The organism is Streptomyces sp. JL2001 (genome assembly GCF_050917515.1).
GTDB lineage: Bacteria > Actinomycetota > Actinomycetes > Streptomycetales > Streptomycetaceae > Streptomyces.
Map to the genome: position 1 here is coordinate 7666298 of NZ_CP169421.1, position 14791 is coordinate 7681088.

General features: G+C 71.0%; 15 protein-coding genes and 1 tRNA gene. 3 read left to right on the forward strand and 13 right to left on the reverse strand.

Annotated features, from left to right (window positions below; genetic code table 11):
• Positions 1 to 254: 254 nt before the first annotated feature.
• The 3 genes from ACE1OA_RS34450 to ACE1OA_RS34460 form a co-directional block, all read right to left on the reverse strand.
• Positions 255 to 1760, reverse strand: a complete 1506-nt coding sequence (locus tag ACE1OA_RS34450; RefSeq protein ID WP_386540591.1) for an aminotransferase class I/II-fold pyridoxal phosphate-dependent enzyme — start codon at positions 1758 to 1760, stop codon at positions 255 to 257.
• 229 nt (positions 1761 to 1989) lie between these two features.
• Positions 1990 to 2883 (reverse strand): SDR family oxidoreductase, encoded by an 894-nt coding sequence (locus tag ACE1OA_RS34455; RefSeq protein ID WP_356777859.1) that lies wholly within the window; start codon positions 2881 to 2883, stop codon positions 1990 to 1992.
• Positions 2884 to 2938: 55 nt separating this feature from the next.
• Positions 2939 to 3565 carry a flavodoxin family protein gene (locus tag ACE1OA_RS34460; protein WP_432753977.1) on the reverse strand — a complete coding sequence of 209 codons (627 nt, stop codon included), beginning with the start codon at positions 3563 to 3565 and terminating at the stop codon, positions 2939 to 2941.
• 234 nt (positions 3566 to 3799) lie between these two features.
• Between ACE1OA_RS34460 and ACE1OA_RS34465 the strand changes: the two genes are divergently transcribed.
• Entirely contained in the window at positions 3800 to 4054 is a 255-nt protein-coding gene (locus tag ACE1OA_RS34465) for a DUF6479 family protein (RefSeq protein WP_384873508.1), read from the forward strand.
• Between the two features lie 140 nt (positions 4055 to 4194).
• Here the strand turns inward: ACE1OA_RS34465 and ACE1OA_RS34470 are convergent.
• From ACE1OA_RS34470 to ACE1OA_RS34500, 7 genes are all read right to left on the reverse strand, one after another.
• Positions 4195 to 4268: transfer RNA gene (locus tag ACE1OA_RS34470), tRNA-Met, on the reverse strand.
• Between the two features lie 211 nt (positions 4269 to 4479).
• Complete coding sequence (locus ACE1OA_RS34475) at positions 4480 to 5187, reverse strand: NAD(P)-dependent oxidoreductase (protein WP_432753978.1); 708 nt, start codon at positions 5185 to 5187, stop codon at positions 4480 to 4482.
• A 148-nt stretch (positions 5188 to 5335) separates the two neighbouring features.
• Positions 5336 to 6259, reverse strand: a complete 924-nt coding sequence (locus tag ACE1OA_RS34480) for an RNA polymerase sigma-70 factor (protein WP_432753979.1) — start codon at positions 6257 to 6259, stop codon at positions 5336 to 5338.
• 499 nt (positions 6260 to 6758) lie between these two features.
• Positions 6759 to 7199, reverse strand: coding sequence for a VOC family protein (locus tag ACE1OA_RS34485; RefSeq protein WP_356606019.1), 441 nt, complete (start codon positions 7197 to 7199; stop codon positions 6759 to 6761).
• A gap of 382 nt (positions 7200 to 7581) precedes the next feature.
• A complete protein-coding gene (locus tag ACE1OA_RS34490; protein ID WP_384873523.1) occupies positions 7582 to 8625 on the reverse strand; it encodes a YihY/virulence factor BrkB family protein in 1044 nt (347 codons plus the stop codon).
• A 233-nt stretch (positions 8626 to 8858) separates the two neighbouring features.
• Complete coding sequence (locus tag ACE1OA_RS34495; RefSeq protein WP_384873526.1) at positions 8859 to 9335, reverse strand: hypothetical protein; 477 nt, start codon at positions 9333 to 9335, stop codon at positions 8859 to 8861.
• A 56-nt stretch (positions 9336 to 9391) separates the two neighbouring features.
• Positions 9392 to 10330: an SDR family oxidoreductase gene (locus ACE1OA_RS34500; protein WP_386540683.1), complete on the reverse strand. Its 939-nt coding sequence runs from the start codon at positions 10328 to 10330 to the stop codon at positions 9392 to 9394.
• Between the two features lie 276 nt (positions 10331 to 10606).
• On the opposite strand from ACE1OA_RS34500, the gene ACE1OA_RS34505 reads away from it, so the two are divergent.
• Both ACE1OA_RS34505 and ACE1OA_RS34510 read left to right on the forward strand, forming a co-directional pair.
• Positions 10607 to 10861, forward strand: a complete 255-nt coding sequence (locus tag ACE1OA_RS34505; protein WP_386540583.1) for a DUF5133 domain-containing protein — start codon at positions 10607 to 10609, stop codon at positions 10859 to 10861.
• Between the two features lie 589 nt (positions 10862 to 11450).
• Positions 11451 to 11759, forward strand: a complete 309-nt coding sequence (locus ACE1OA_RS34510; protein WP_356606033.1) for a PRC-barrel domain containing protein — start codon at positions 11451 to 11453, stop codon at positions 11757 to 11759.
• Positions 11760 to 11862: 103 nt separating this feature from the next.
• Here ACE1OA_RS34510 and ACE1OA_RS34515 read toward each other — a convergent pair whose 3' ends face one another.
• From ACE1OA_RS34515 to ACE1OA_RS34525, 3 genes are read right to left on the reverse strand one after another with little or no spacing between them, the layout of a single operon-like run.
• Positions 11863 to 12222: an STAS domain-containing protein gene (locus tag ACE1OA_RS34515; RefSeq protein WP_386540581.1), complete on the reverse strand. Its 360-nt coding sequence runs from the start codon at positions 12220 to 12222 to the stop codon at positions 11863 to 11865.
• On the reverse strand, positions 12219 to 13484 hold the full coding sequence (locus tag ACE1OA_RS34520; protein WP_384873540.1) for a PP2C family protein-serine/threonine phosphatase: 1266 nt from the start codon (positions 13482 to 13484) through the stop codon (positions 12219 to 12221). The genes ACE1OA_RS34515 and ACE1OA_RS34520 overlap by 4 nt, the downstream gene beginning before the upstream one ends.
• Positions 13484 to 14293, reverse strand: a complete 810-nt coding sequence (locus ACE1OA_RS34525) for an alpha/beta fold hydrolase (RefSeq protein WP_384873543.1) — start codon at positions 14291 to 14293, stop codon at positions 13484 to 13486. The genes ACE1OA_RS34520 and ACE1OA_RS34525 overlap by 1 nt, the downstream gene beginning before the upstream one ends.
• Positions 14294 to 14791 lie beyond the last annotated feature (498 nt).

A 14791-nucleotide genomic window follows, 5' to 3' on the forward strand; every position in this document is an offset into this window, starting at 1 on the left:
CAGTGCGTAAACCCGGCCTCGGTCGATGAACGGTCGGTGCGCCTGGGGTTCGAACAGCCACGAAGTCGCCGGCGCGAGGTGCCGGACATGTGCAGTTCGTGAGGTTTGTCGTCCATGGGGGTGGGCAGCCGCTCTTCGGTTATGAAGCCTCGCCACGTGATCACTCCCGATTCCGACGGGTGGCGAGGGAACCATGCGGGCCGCGCCCTCCGCGCCTGGGACGTGGCCCGCGCCATGCCGGCCGGGCCCCGGATTCAGCCACCCGCGGAGTCGGCGGCCGCGACGACCCGCACCGTCCGCAGGCGAGGGTCTGCCGGGTCGGGCACGTTCATCCCCGCGTCGACTCCGGTGCGCAGGTACCGAAGGACCGGTTCGGTGAGCCGTTCCCCCGGGAGGGCGACGGGAATGCCCGGAGGGTAGGGGGTGATCATCTCTGCTGCGATCCTGCCGGCGGCCGATTCGAGAGGGACGTCCTCGGTGCGGGCGAAGTAGGCGTCACGCGGCAGTCGCGCCTGATCCATGCGCAGGCTCGCCGGGGAGGGTACCTCCACGGACGAGGCGGGCCGCAGTTCCGACGCGTTGCCTGCCAGGTCCTTCAACGCCGTCAGCAAGGTGCCCGTGGTGTCGTCGTCGTCCGCGTGCGTGAGCTGGGCGCTGATCCGGCGGTGATCGAAGAGGTGCATGTCGACGTGGTGGTTCTCGCGCAGCCAGTCCGCGGCGTCGTATCCGGTGACGGCGAGGTCCGACAGGTCGATGACCACGGGCAGGGGGTCGAACTCGAAGGCCAGGCCGGGGCCGCAGAAGTCCGCCGCGTCGTTGACGTGGAGCCCGTCGATCTTCTCGATCTCGGCTCGGACGTGTGCGGCCCGATCCAAGGCGCGGGAGAGGAGCCGGTTGCCGTCCCGGACCATCTGACGGCGCCAGCCGTCGATCCCCGCGTACAGCAGGACGGACGGGCTCGTCGTCCCCAGCAGATCGGCCCGCGAGGCCAGGTCGGCCGGGTCGATCAGACCGCCCTGCAGATGGAAGACCGATCCCTGCTCCAGGCCGCTGCCCATCTTGTGGATGCTGGTGACGCAGACATCGGCTCCGGCGTCCATCGCCCAGGTCGGCAGGTCCGGGTGGAAGGGCAGGTGGGCGCCCCACGCCTCGTCCACGACGAGCGGCCTGCTCCGGCGGTGGCAGACCTCGGCGATGGCGGCGAGCTCGGCAGCCGAGCCGTAGGGGGTGGGGCTCGTGACCAGGGCACCGCGGGCGTCGGGGTGGGCGCGGAACGCCTCCTCGTACGCCTGGGCCGTGGGTGCGTGGGCGAGGTGACGCTCGGGGTCCCAGGCGGGCTCGACCCAGATCGGCTGGATGCCGCACAGGATCAACCCTGCGACGACCGACTTGTGGGCGTCCCTGCCGATGAGCAGCTTCTCGTGGGGAGCGGCGACGGTCAGCATCGCCGCCTTCACCGAGAGTGAGCTGCCGCAGGTCGAGAAGAACGTGTGCTCGGCATGCACCGCCTCGGCCATCAGCCTCTCGGCACGCTCCAGGACCCGCCCGCGGGTCCGGCGCTCGTCCAGGCCGCCACTGGCCAGCACGTCGCCATGGAACACCGCATCGCCGAGCACCCGGCGGACGTCAGGATCGGCGCCGCGCGCCTGCTTGTGCCCGGGGGGTGTGAACGCCACCTCCCCTGCTCGGTGGTACCTCTCCAGCGCCTCCAACACGGGGGCCTCGTCCTGGCCGTCGACTCGCTGCTCCGTAGTGCTCATGCCTCACGGCTTCCCCGCTCTCGCGGATTTCCGCCCCCGAAATCCGGCAGTTTGCGTCCTGAACCCGGCCGGGCCTGCCGGGACGCCGGGAACGGTCCGGGGACAGCGGCCGGTGCCGGTGCCGGTGCCGGTGCTGGTGCCGGTGCCGGTGCCGACGGCGGACGCGACCGCTCCGGTCCGATCCGCTCCGCTCCGGTCCGTCGGCGGTCCACGGCCCAGGGGAGAGGAGTCAGGGGAGGGGCGTGCCGCCGGTCGCGTTGAGGATCTCCCCGGTGATGTATCCGGCCTGGGGAGAGGCCAGGAACACGTAGGCCGGCGCCATCTCGGCCGGCTGGGCGGCCCGGCCCAGGGGCGACTGCTCGCCGAAGTGCTTCGTCTCCGGCATCGTCGCGGGGATCAGCGGGGTCCACACGGGTCCGGGCGCGACCGCGTTCACCCGGATCCCGCGCTCGGCGAGCATCTGCGCCAGACCGTGCGTGAAGGAGATGATCGCCGCCTTGGTCATCGCGTAGTCGAGGAGATGCGGGCTGGGTTGGTATCCCTGGACGGAGGTCGTGTTGATGACGCACCCACCACGTGGCATGTGCGTCAGGGCCTGGCGAGTGAGCCAGAACATGCCGTACAGGTTGGTCTTCATCACCCGGTCGAACTGCTCCGTGGTGATCGCCTGGATGCCGTCGGGTTGCGACATCTGGTAGGCCGCGTTGTTGACGAGGATGTCCACGCCGCCGAGTTCGCCCGCCGCCCGCTCGATCACGCTCGTGCACTGATCCTCGTCCCGCAGGTCGCACGGTACGGCGATGGCCGTACGGCCGGCTTCCCGTACCAGGCGCGCGGTCTCCTCGGCGTCGTCCGCCTCCTCGGGCAGGTGGGTGAAGAGGACGTCCGCACCCTCACGTGCGAAGGCCAGGCACACCGCCCGGCCGATCCCGGAGTCTCCTCCGGTGACGACCGCCGCCCGGTCGGCGAGGACCTGATGGCCCTGGTACGACTCCTCACCGTGGTCGGGCCGGGGGTCCATGCGCTCGGTCGAGCCGGGATGCTCCTGGTGCTGCTCCGCCTGCGGCGGCCGGGGATGGCGGGACGGCGGGTCGGGGAGGGCGGCATCTTCGTGGGGCGTCATCGGATTCCTCCGTGCGGGTGGGGCGAGTCGTGAGCGTCGTCGTGAGCGTCCTTGATCAGGAGGACGGGGGGTAGGCGGCCGCCTTCAGCAGCCTTGCCAGGTGGGCGGTGTTGGCGGCGAGCGTGGCCGTGGTGGCCTCGGTCTTCTCGGGGGTCTTGTCGAGGTCCCGGTAGTCGGTGCCCTGCATGGCCTCGCCGACCCAGTACGTGACGGCGTTCGGTGCGAGGGAGAAGCCGACGTCGTTCAGCCCCTGGAAGAGGTCGGCGCTGACCTTGTGGGCGCCGTCCTCGTTGCCGACGACGCAGACGGCCGCGGCCTTGCCGTAGGTGAGCATGCGGCCCTCGTCGTCGCTCTCGCCCTGCTCGGCGTTGAGCCGTTCGAGGACCAGCTGCGCGACGCTGGAGGGATGCCCGAGCCAGATGGGCGTGGACAGGATCAGGATGTCGGCGTCCAGGATCGCGGAGCGGATGCCCGGCCACGCGTCCCCGCCGCCCATGTCGGTCCCCACTCCGGGCTTCACCGCGTGGTCGGCGATCCGGATGACGGTTCCGGTGACTCCGTGGTCGGTCAGCGCGGCCAGTGTCTGTTCGGCCAGCAGTTCGGAGCTGGAAGGCGTGGGGGAGGGGGAGAGCGTGCAGACGAGCGCCACGGCACGGAGCGGGGTGATGTCAATGGGGTTCATGGTCTTCGGCTACCCGCCCATCGGAGGCGAATCCCCCGAATCGCCCGCGAGTGCACCGGATGCCCCGCGCCGACCGCCCGTGCCCTGACTCACGGGGGTAGCCGTTGCCGGCGCCGAGGGGTGCGCCGCTGAAGACGTTCGTCCGATCGGTTCCTTCCGGGCTCGCCGTGCATCCGGCGACTCGCTGAACGCGAAATGCGGGCAAAAGGTACATCGCCCCTACTGGAGGCTCCCGTGCACCTCGTGATCGGATTGATCGTCGTAGCGGTTCTGGTCGGCGCCGTCGCCTTCGGAAGCAAGTTGCGCGACCAGGAAGGACCACCCCCCGACCCCACGACGCACCCGCACCGGCCCCCCACCAGCCGGCTTCCCGGAGAGGTGTCCGAGCGCCTCCGCCACGTCGAGGTCCCCAAATCCGACCGCGCGCACCGGCTGCGTCCGTACCAGGTGCGGACCAGCACCGAGCCGGTCCCCTACGAAGAGGCGTAGCCGGACGCTGCCGCTCGTCGGGAATCTGCCTCGCGGTACCGAATCGCCCGGTCATCCAGCCCGGTACCCCCCGGCCTGGTGCGGTGTCGCGTGCACGCGTGAGGCCCGGATCCGCAGGATCCGGGCCTCACGTCGTTCAGTAGCGGGGACAGGATTTGAACCTGCGACCTCTGGGTTATGAGCCCAGCGAGCTACCGAGCTGCTCCACCCCGCGTCGGCAGAAGCAACACTACGTCACTCGCGGCGCTCCCAAGACCAGACGACCCTCATGGGGGCTCGCGCGGGTCGGACAAAGGGGGCTATAGCACCACATCTGTCTGCGGCTGTCCTCCTCGTCGCGAGGGCTTCGCACAGGCCCGGACACGCCCCCGACCGCGGGCTCCGTCCAGCGGGTGCTGCTCCGGCGATGTTCTGTCCGGTCGTCGTCAGGTCGGATCGTCGTTCCTGGTCAGCGCCTCGCGGCGGATCCACTGGAGCAAGGTGGGGTTGTCGACGGTGGTGATGACGCTGACTGTGGAACGGACGTGCCGGTCGTCGTCCAGCAGTCGCAGCAGGCCGGCGGCCAGATCGACGCGGGCGGTGAACCTCCCGTCCGCGTGGCCTTCCACCAGCGTGTGGTCGGTGACCGACGGAAGGTGGTAGAGCCCGCTCGGGCGCACGATCGTCCAGTCCAGATCGCTGGCCCGCACCAGTGCCTCCATGCGCCGCATGTCGTCGTACAGGGTTCTGCCGAGTACCCGTGTCACGTACGGCAGGAGCACTCGGTTGAACAGGAATCCGCCGTCGGAGAAGCGGTGAGGTTCGACTCCGCTCGAACTCACCACGGCGAGCCGCCCGACCCGGTGGCGGCCCATCGCCGCGACGATGTGGGAGGTACCGCGCGAGTAGGTGCTGATCGGGTTTCTCCCCGCCGGCACGCCGAGCGTGGAGAGTACGGCGTCCCGCCCCGCCACGGCGGCGTCGACGGCCTCGGGATCGAGGACGTCGGCGCCGACCACCTCGAGCCGGTCATGACGCAGCGGGAACGCGGCGGGCTGCCGGGTGACCGCCGTGACGCGGTGTCCGGCGGAGAGTGCCTGGCCCGTGAGGAGGCGGCCGGTCGGACCGTTCGCCCCGAAGACTGTGATGTGCATGATGGGGTTCTTTCCTGATCGCTATGTCGTCGGGTGGAAAGTCAGGGGAGGGGTGCGGAGCGGCGGAGCGCCCGTGCCCATGGCGGCAGTTCGTCGACGAGGCGGTACAGGGCTGCCGCACGCCCTCCGATGCGGGTGGCGCCGCCGATCAGCCGGGGCCCGTAGCGGCCCGCTGCATGTCGCGCAGGACCGCCCAGGCGTCCGTGACGGGACCCACGTGCCTGAGTTTCTCGGGGTTGCTCACCGTGCGGATCGCCTGGATCCGCCCGTCGAGGACGTCGAGCGTCCAGGTGCTGATGACCTTCCCGTCCTGAACACGGAAGATCGCGCCCGGCCGGCCGTTCACCTGGCACGGTTCCACGACACCGCCGATGCGCACGAACGCCGGGAGGGAGGAAACGAGCACCTCGATGACGTGGTCGGCACCGAAGAAGCCCTCGGCCCATTGCGGAGCTCTGCCACCGTTGTCCGCGACCAACTTCACGTCCGCGGAGAGCAGTTCCCGCAGACCGTCGACGTCTCCTTCGGCGAAGGCACCGAAGAACCGTGTCGCGAGCTGCTCGCGTTCACGTCGGTCGGCCTCGAACCGCGGTCGACCCTCCGCCATGTGACGGCGCGCCCGGACCGCCAGTTGGCGGCATGCCGCCTCCGAGCGGTCCACCGCCGTGGCGATCTCGGGGTAGCCGAAGTCGAACACCTCGCGCAGCACGAAGACCGCGCGTTCGAGCGGGGTGAGTCGTTCCAGCAGCAGGAGCGCCGCCATCGACACCGAGTCCGCCAGCTCGGCCGAGCGCTCGGGGTCCTCGTAGGGGTCCGTGAGCAAAGGCTCGGGAAACCACGGCCCGACGTACTCCTCCCGCCTGACGCGGGCGGAACGCAGGACGTTGATGGAAATCCGCGTGACCACGGCTGCCAGATAGGCCCTGACCGAGTCGGGAGGGGTCGACGAGGCCTCGTAACGGAGCCAGGTCTCCTGGACGGCGTCCTCCGCCTCGGTCACGCTGCCCAGGATCCGGTAGGCGATCGATGCCAGCAGCGGCCGCAGCTGCTGGAACTCCTCGGTTCGCGTCACGCGGGCTCCTGCTCATCGCTCGGCCGCCCCGACGGGCGACGCAGCTGCCGGCGGAGCATCCGCTGGGCCTCGGCGCTCGCGAATCCGTTTCCCTCGGTCAGGATCACACCCGGCGGATCCTGCCGGGGCCCCGACCACTGCCGCGGAACCCCTCCGCCCCGTACGAGCACGCGCATGTCCACCATCCGTCCACGTCACCGTCTGTCTTTCACTCTCCAGACAAGTCGGCCCGGAGATCTGTGACATGGCCCGGACCGGCGTTGACGGTCGGGTCGTGGCGACTGGCCGCTGGGAGGGGTCGACGTGGCCGCGACTGCGCGTCGGCATCCCTCGATCCCAGCGCCTGGAGGAGCGCGACGATCCGGAGCGCGTCCTCCCGGCCGACGGGGTCCGCGGCGTGGCTACGGCGTAGCTGCGTGACCGGCCCGGTCACGGCCGCGGTGCGGCCGCCCGTCTGACGGATGAGGTCGCCGACGAGCGCCGATTCGGGTCCGCCTGCTCAGGCCAGTTGCTCGGCGAGGCCGATGATGATGCCCTCCGGGCCGCGGACGTAGCAGAGCAGATAGCTGTCCTCGAACCGGGCGATCTCGCCCACGAGCTCGGCGCCGTGCGGGCGCAGGCGGGCGACGGTGTCCTCGATGTCGTCGACGGCGAACATGACGCGGTGCGTGCCCAGGATGTTGTGCGGCCGGTTGCGCGGCCCGGTGCTGATCGCCGCGGGGCTGCGGTACTTCGCCAGCTCGAGCCGGCTGTGCCCGTCCGGGGTCCTGACCATCGCGATCTCACAGTGGACGCCGTCGAGTCCGGTGCACTGGTCGGCGAAGAGGCCCTGGACCTCCCCCCTGCCCTCCAGCTCCATCCCGAGTTCCACGAAGAACGCGATGGCGGCCTCCATGTCCTCGACGACGATGCCCACGTTGTCCATCCGCTGGATCGCCATGCCAGGCTTCTCCTTCTCTCTCGTGCGGCCAGTGACGGCCACTGATGTGCCTGGGACGGAGCCGACGGCACGTTCTCGACATCCCGCCCTCCGGGGCCGTCGCAGTCCGAAGAATCTGTCACGAGCCGCGCGCCGCCGCAGCCACGCGGACGATCGGCCGCAGCCCGCTGTCACCGCTCTTCCATGCTTCCTCCCCGACTCGCGGCGAGCGCGCTCGAGAAGCGGGTTCCGCAGGGTCACGCTGCTGCGCACGTCACCGGTGGCCGGCCGTGAGCACGACCGCGAGGGCACACGCCGGTCGCGTCCGGCCGGCGCGGGGTGCGTCCGGTGGGAGGGGCGCTTGCTTCCTGACTGCGGCGCAGGGAGGTTCCGTGCGTGTCGGTCATTCCATACGGCGGCGGTCCTCGTCGCTCCAGGTGCGCGTGTCCCGCGGCTCCACGTAGGGCTCTTCGTCCTTGGGGTATCCGCCGGCGATGGCACGCTGGCGGACCAGTTCGGCGTCGAACTCCAAGCCGAGGAGAACAGCCAGATTGGTGATCCACAGCCACACCAGGAAGATGATCACCCCGGCAAGGGCGCCGTAGGTCTTGTTGTAAGAGCCGAAGTTCGCGACGTAGAAGGCGAAGCCGGCCGAGGCGATCATCCAGATCAGCAGGGCCAGGAGGCTGCCTGGGGTGATCCACTTGAAGCCGCGGCCCTTGGCGTTCGGAGCGGCCCAGTAGAGGATGGCGATCATGATCGTGACGAGCAGGACCAGGACCGGCCACTTCACGATCGACCAGATGGTCAGTGCGGTGTCACCCACCCCCAGAGCAGCACCTGCCTCCCGGGCGAGCGCGCCGCTGAAGATCACGATGAGGGCACTGGCGACGGCCAGGATCATCAGCGTGAGCGTCAGCGCGAGTCGCAGCGGAAGGACCTTCCACACAGGGCGGCCTTCCGGCACGTCGTAGACGGCGTTGGAGCTGCGGATGAACGCGGCCACATAGCCCGAGGCCGACCAGAGCGCGACGGCCAGGCCGACGATCGCCACGAGAGAACCGACACCGGCGTTGCCCTGCAGCTGCTGAACCGCGCCACTGATCACGTCGCGGGCCGAGCCGGGGGCCAGCTTCTGCACGTTGTCCAGGACCTGCTTGGTCGCCGACTCGCCGGCGAGACCCAACAGGGCCACCAGGACCAGCAGGGCCGGGAAGAGCGCCAGTATCCCGTAGTAGGTCAGCGCCGCCGCCCGGTCGGCCAGCTCGTCGTTCTTGAACTCCTTCACCGTGCCCCGGAGCACCGCCATCCACGAACGCCTGTTCAGCTGCGAGGGCTGATCCGGCGCCTGCTCCTCGACCTGCTCGTCAGGCCCCGGGCTCTCGGCACCACGGGCGGCTTCGGGCTCGCGCCCCTCGTTGCTCTGCGGCTTCGGTGTGCGGTGCATGTCTGGCGGCTTGCCCCTCACGAGCGACTCATGCATGAACAGTCGGACGTGGCACCCGGCCCAAGGTCGGCACGGCTCCAGGCGCCGGGCTCGGAGACCCGCCGTCCTCCTCCGGGGCGGGAGATCACGGGAACCGCCCGGTGTCCGACGCGCGACGGTCACAGGACGGTCGAGACCGTGGCAGCGGTTCGAGGAGACGGGGCTCGGACACCGCGGACGGTGAGTACCGCCTGTCAGGACGTCGCGATGAAGTCGCGTCGCCCGGCGCGGAGGTCGTCGAGGAGGCGTGAGGCGTCCGTGAGGAGGGTGCCCTGCAGGGCGTGCACGGCCGGAGAATCCGCGGAGGCGTTCCGTTCCTGCTCACCCGCGCGGTCGAGATCCGCATCCGCTCCGTCGAACCTGGCGTCGAGGCGACCCGGCTCGGTGGGCGAGGTCCGGCCGATCTCTGCCATCGCGGAGGCCGCCGCCCGCAGCACGGAGCTGAACCGGGGCCGGAAACCCGCGGGGAGGTCGCCGAGCTCTTCGCTGTCGAGTGCGTGGTGCAGGGTTCGGGTCATCGAACGCAGATGATCCATGGCCCGCTCCGCGAGAGAGACGGCCTTCCGTGCACGGTGCAGTGTCTCGTCGGCGCCGCGGACGCTGCGGCGCGGGTTCAGGTAGCCGTTCTCGATCTCGGTGTCGATGGCACGACGGAGGCGCTGCGGCCTCACCGCACACCTCGCTCTCGCCCCCGCTCGGCACACCCACCACCGGAATGGGCCCCGGGCTACTCCGCAGGCCGGGGCTCCTCCTCGGCACGGAGCTCTGGGTGGTCGGGCCCCGCGCTGCCGGCGGCAGAGCCGCCGGGGCCGAGGAGGCCGGTGGTCGGCAAGGGGGCGTCCCCGTGCGCCGCGAGGACCTGCCGGGAACGGTACGTGATGACGGACGGCAGGCACGCCCGTGCGGCGTTGGCGCCGCGCAGCCACCGTGGGGCGTACACATGGGCGGATCGGCGTTCGATGCCCCGGACCATGGCGCGGACGAAGGGCGCGGTGCCGTGCGTGGCGGAGAGGGGCCAGGGCATGTGCGTGCGCAGCTCGCGGAAGACCGCGGTTTCGTCCGCGGCACGGATCATGTCGGTGTCGGCCCAGCTCAGATAGGCGATGCCGACCGCTACCCCCTGATGGGCGACCTCTGCGCGGAAGGCGTGCGCGAACGCCTCCACTCCGGATTTGGAGGCGCAGTACGCCGTGAGCAGCGGCGAGGGAGCGAGAGCCGCCAGGGAAGCGACCTGGAGGTAGTAGCCGTGCGTGCGTAGCAGGCCGGGGAGGAAGGCCCGGACGGTCAGCGCGCTGCCGACGAGGTTGACGTCGACGACCCGCCGCCAGGCCGCGGGCTCGCACTCCAGGAGCGGGCCGCCGAGGGCTACGCCGGCGTTCGCGACGACGACGGAGGGCTCGCCCAGGGCGTCCCGCACGGCTTCTGCGGCCGCCGCGAGTCCGTCCGCGTCGGCGACATCGACCGTCCAGTGGGCCGACCGGCCCGGCAGGGCCGCCGCCAGTACGGCGAGACGTTCCTCCTCCAGACCGAGCAGGGCCAGCCGGGCGCCGCGCCGGGCCAGGGCGTGCGCCAGCCCTTCACCGAGCCCCCGAGCGGCGCCGGTGACCACGACGACCCGGTCCTTCAGGGGTCCCGAGTCGGAGGGGCGGTGCTGCCGACGGGTCATCATGGCGGGCCACTGCCCGATCGAGGCCTCCCTACCCGCTCGATACGGATACGGGCGCGCCGCCGGCGCGGTCGGCACCACGTACCTCCGGGCGGTCGGAGCACGAATCGCCCGGTGAGGCCGCCACGCCGGGCGGCCGCGGGGAAGTGCGCGGAGTACCCCGCCCGATCAGCCGTGCTCCCGACAGCCCTGCTCCCGACCGGCCATGCCGAGGAGGCATGCCCGGGCGTCGACGGGGAACACGAACGCCCCGGCCGACTACCAAGGGACCGATCTGTGCTCGCACCCGATTCGCACGACATCCGAACCATGCTGGCCCGCTACGCGGATCTGCGCATCGCCCAGGCGCGCGGTGAGAGAAGAGACGCGCAGGCGTTGCGGAACATCTCCCGTGCCCTCTGCGACATCACCGGCTCGACCAGCATCGAGGAGGCACTGGAGGTCGCCGACACCCTCCTCCTGACCCCGCAGGTCCGTCGTCCCCGCCCGGGTGTGGCGTCGGGCGGCACCGCGACGAAACTGGCCGCCTGAGCTCCCCGGGCTCTCCCGGCGGGCGCCCGCCCCCGCCCCAGGCGGCAGGCGGCCCGAACGACCCCACCGCCCACCTGCTCGTCGCGCCTCGTCCGAACGCAGCGAGGACGAGCTGGACGAGGAAGCCGAAAAGCGCGACATCGAGGGCCGCTCCAAGATGACCAAGCAGCCACTCCACGACGGCTGCGGTGTCTCGCGGCGTTGTCGGAGTCGCCCGAGTACGCCCAGTACGAGGGCGATCCTCCGACTTGCGATACACCACATCCGACGCCGCGGGCCGATCCTCGAAGAGCGCCCGGACAGGACCTAGGTGTATTGACTCGCACGATGTTCCCCTCGGGACCTTCCTCGTTCTCCGCGCCCGGGTCGCCCGCGGGTCGCCCGTCGTGTCGGGAAGCTGTGCCCGACGCACGACGGCAGGCCGGCACGCTCTCACCCGCTCGTCGCCGGACTCAGCCGCCCGTGATCGTGCATGGGAGGGGATTTCCGAGGTAGGTGGGTGCAAGGTCGTCGCGCGAACGACGCCATGCAAGCGAGGAGCGGCGAGATGACGGACAGTCCATGGTGTTTCGGTCCCGGGTGCGACCACGTGATCGGTACCGATCTGGCGGGATGGAAGGTGGAGGCCACCGACGGCCCCATCGGTGAGGTGGACGAACACTCCGACGAACGAGACGACGCGTATCTCGTGGTGGACGCGGGAGCGTGGATCTTCGGCAAGCTCCTGATCCCCGCGGGCGCCGTGACGCGGATGGACCACGGGACACGCACGATTCACCTGAGCCTGACCAAGGGGCAGGTCGAGGACGCGCCGCAGTACCTCTCCTCCGACCAACGAGCCGACCCGCAGTACCGGGCCGACCTCGTCGCCTACTACTGGAAAGCCGGCCCCTGCTGAGGGCCTGAACGAGGGGCCGGGTCGACCGCACCCTGCTCGCCCGGCCGGCCTGGTCCACCTCGGCGGCGGTCTGCTGATCCTGCGCCGAAGGCCCGGCCCGCGGTCAGCTTGTGCTGGGCTGCCACGCGTCCTCCGCGGCCTGGGCGCTGGCATGGCTGGGGAAGACCTGGTCCAGGCCCACGATGCGGAAGATCCGGGTGACGCGTTCGGGGACCGCGGCCAGTGCGATGGCCGCGCCGGCGGCCAGGGCATGGTTGCGGGCGGCGATCAGGACGGTGATGCCGCTGGAGTCGCAGAAGGTGATCGCCCCGAGGTCGAGGACGAGCTGCTGCCCCCGGCGCAGGTCGATCTGTGGGAGAGCGTCGCGTACTTCGGGGGCGGTATGGTGGTCGAGGTCCCCGGCGAGTTCCATGACCGCGCCGGTGGCGGTGGTGCGGATGCGGAGGGTCAGTTGCTTCGTCACTGTGGCTCTTCACTGAGGGCTCGGGGCACGTGGACGGCCAGGACGGCGGTGTCGTCGTCCACGCCGGTGAAGGTGTCGAGCAGGTCGCGGACCGCGCCGATGGTGTCGGACGCGGTGGTGGGGGCGAGGGCACGGCCGAAGTCGAGGAGAGCGTCGTCTCCGTAGCGGCCGTCGGGGCCGGCGGCGGTGTGGGCCTCGGTGAGGCCGTCGGTGTGCAGGAGCAGGGTGTCGCCGGGGGCGAGGTGGACGGTGGTGGTGGAGATGTGTACGTCTTGCAGGACACCGATGAGCTGGCCGCCGGGGGTGGGCAGGTAGTCGGCGGTGCCGTCGGCGCGCATCAGCAGGGCTGGGGGGTGTCCGCCGCTGGCCAGTGTGATGCGGAAGCCGCTTCGCTGGGGGTCGGGGGTGAGCAGACCGAAGACGACCGTGCAGAAGCGCGGGTCGGTGCCGTTGAACTCGTGGCTGAGGACCGTGTTGAGGTTGGCGAGGACGGCGGTCGGGTCCGGGTCGTAGACGGCGGCGGCGCGCAGCGTGTAGCGGGCCAGGGAGGTGACGGCGGCCGCGGCGGCACCCTTGCCGCACACGTCGCCCAGGAACAGGCCCCAGGTGCCGGCGGCCAGGGGGAACAGGTCGTAGAAGTCGCCGCCGACCTCGTCGACGGAGGCGATGTGGTAGTACGCGTCGACGTCCAGGCCGGGCACGTTCGCCAGCACGGGCGGCAGCAGGGTGTTCTGCAGGGTGGTGTTCAGGAGCTTGAGGCGGTCGCGCTCCAGGTCGGCTTCCCGGCGGGCGCGCAGCAGCTCCGTCTCGTAGGCGCGGCGGTCGCGGGCGTCGAAGAGGGTGGTGCGGATCAGCAGGGGCTGTCCGTCACTGCCGGTCTTGACCGTCGAGGTGACCATGACGGGCAGACGTGAGCCGTCGGCGGCCTTGAGTTCCAGGGCGATACCGCTGATCTCGCCCTGCATCCGCAGCAGCGGTGCGAAATGGGTCTCGTGGTAGAGCCGGCCTCCGACGGTCAGGAGGTCGGAGAAGCGCCTGCGGCCGACCAGGTCGCCGCGCTCGTAGCCGAGCCAGTCCAGCAGCGTGGCGTTGACCTTGGCGATCCGGCCGTCCAGCAGGGTGGAGAGGTACCCGCAGGGGGCGTGCTCGTAGAGGTCCTCGACGCTGTCCTCCAGCAGCTCGGAGAACCGGGCCTCCTCGTCCGTCGGCGCCCTGTCCTCGGCCGGGTCCTTGCCGCCGTCCGTCTCGTCGGCTGTGGACATCACGGGGTCGCTCCCGCGAACGCGGCGATCGCCGCGGCGGTCTCCTCCGGGGCGGAGAGCTGGGGGCAGTGGCCCGTCGCGTTCAGCGTGACCAGTCGGCTTCCGGGGATCCGCTCGTGGACGAACGCGCCCACCTCCGGCGGGGCGATCGCGTCGTGGGAGCACTGGGCGACCAGTGTCGGCACCCCGACCGCCGCGAGGTCGGCGCGGTTGTCGGACAGGAACGTCACCCGGGCGAAGACCCGCGCGATCTCCGGGTCCGTGCGACAGAAGCTGTTCGTCAGCTCCTCACCCAGTTCGGGACGCTCCGGATTTCCCATGATCACCGGGGCCATCGCGCCCGACCAGCCGAGATAGTTCGCGTCCAGCGACTCCAGCAACTCGTCGATGTCGGCGGCGCTGAATCCGCCCCGGTAGCCCGTGGCCGGGTCGTCGATGAAACACGGGGACGGAGCGAGCAGCACCAGCCCGGCGAACGCCTCCGGCTCACGGGCAGCGGCCAGCACCCCCATCATCGCGCTCACCGAATGCCCCACGAACGTGACCGGCCCCAGCGCCAGCTCCCGGCACACCTCCAGCACGTCGTCGGTGTAGCCGTCCAACGTCCCGTACCGCTCCCGGCTCCAGGCCGACAGCCGCGAGTTCCCCGAACCCACATGATCGAAGAGGACCACGGTGAAGTCCCGCTCCAGCGCCGGCACCACCAGACGCCACATGTTCTGGTCGCACCCGAACCCGTGCGCCAGCACCACCACGGGCGCGCCGGCCCGCCCGGTCACCGTCACGTGGTTCCTGCTCCGCACGTCCATACGGACATCCTCGCAGACCGCGATTCGCCCTCGCCCGTGCGCTGAGCCGTACGCACGAGCATGAGGATGCAGCCCGGCGAGCGGCCGTACGTGCCCGCTCTGCCCGTCGCCACGGGAGCGCGGCTGTGGGCGGAGCGCGGCGGTCCTTGCCCCGTCTCCACGACGGCGGTGGCGTGGTCTGCAGGTGCCCGTGCGGTGGCTCTCACCGGAGCAGCGTGGAGGTCGTCCCCGGGATGCATGACCGTGGACCCCGTTTCGGTGGGGTCGCCCGAACGGCCGATATCCGAAGGGCCTGGCGCGGCGGTGGGGGCGGTTTCGTGTCACGGTGGCAGGGCGACGAGAGTCCACGCATGCGGGGCCCGGCCGGTCGATGGAACCCTGGCCCGGGCCCCGCAACGGACCCGCCCCCTGCCTCCACCCTCTGGGCGTCACTCGTGCGGTCATGGCGAGCGACCGGTCGGGTGGCCGGCAGACATGCCCGCGGCGACTTCGACCCGG

Coding starts and splice junctions, on each gene's coding strand:
- ACE1OA_RS34485 (WP_356606019.1), bottom strand. CDS start 7,199: ATGGCGATCCAGCGGATGGACAACGTGGGCATCGTCGTCGAGGACATG.
- ACE1OA_RS34455 (WP_356777859.1), bottom strand. CDS start 2,883: ATGACGCCCCACGAAGATGCCGCCCTCCCCGACCCGCCGTCCCGCCAT.
- ACE1OA_RS34490 (WP_384873523.1), bottom strand. CDS start 8,625: ATGCACCGCACACCGAAGCCGCAGAGCAACGAGGGGCGCGAGCCCGAA.
- ACE1OA_RS34460 (WP_432753977.1), bottom strand. CDS start 3,565: ATGAACCCCATTGACATCACCCCGCTCCGTGCCGTGGCGCTCGTCTGC.
- ACE1OA_RS34525 (WP_384873543.1), bottom strand. CDS start 14,293: ATGGACGTGCGGAGCAGGAACCACGTGACGGTGACCGGGCGGGCCGGC.
- ACE1OA_RS34520 (WP_384873540.1), bottom strand. CDS start 13,484: ATGTCCACAGCCGACGAGACGGACGGCGGCAAGGACCCGGCCGAGGAC.
- ACE1OA_RS34450 (WP_386540591.1), bottom strand. CDS start 1,760: ATGAGCACTACGGAGCAGCGAGTCGACGGCCAGGACGAGGCCCCCGTG.
- ACE1OA_RS34500 (WP_386540683.1), bottom strand. CDS start 10,330: ATGACCCGTCGGCAGCACCGCCCCTCCGACTCGGGACCCCTGAAGGAC.
- ACE1OA_RS34475 (WP_432753978.1), bottom strand. CDS start 5,187: ATGCACATCACAGTCTTCGGGGCGAACGGTCCGACCGGCCGCCTCCTC.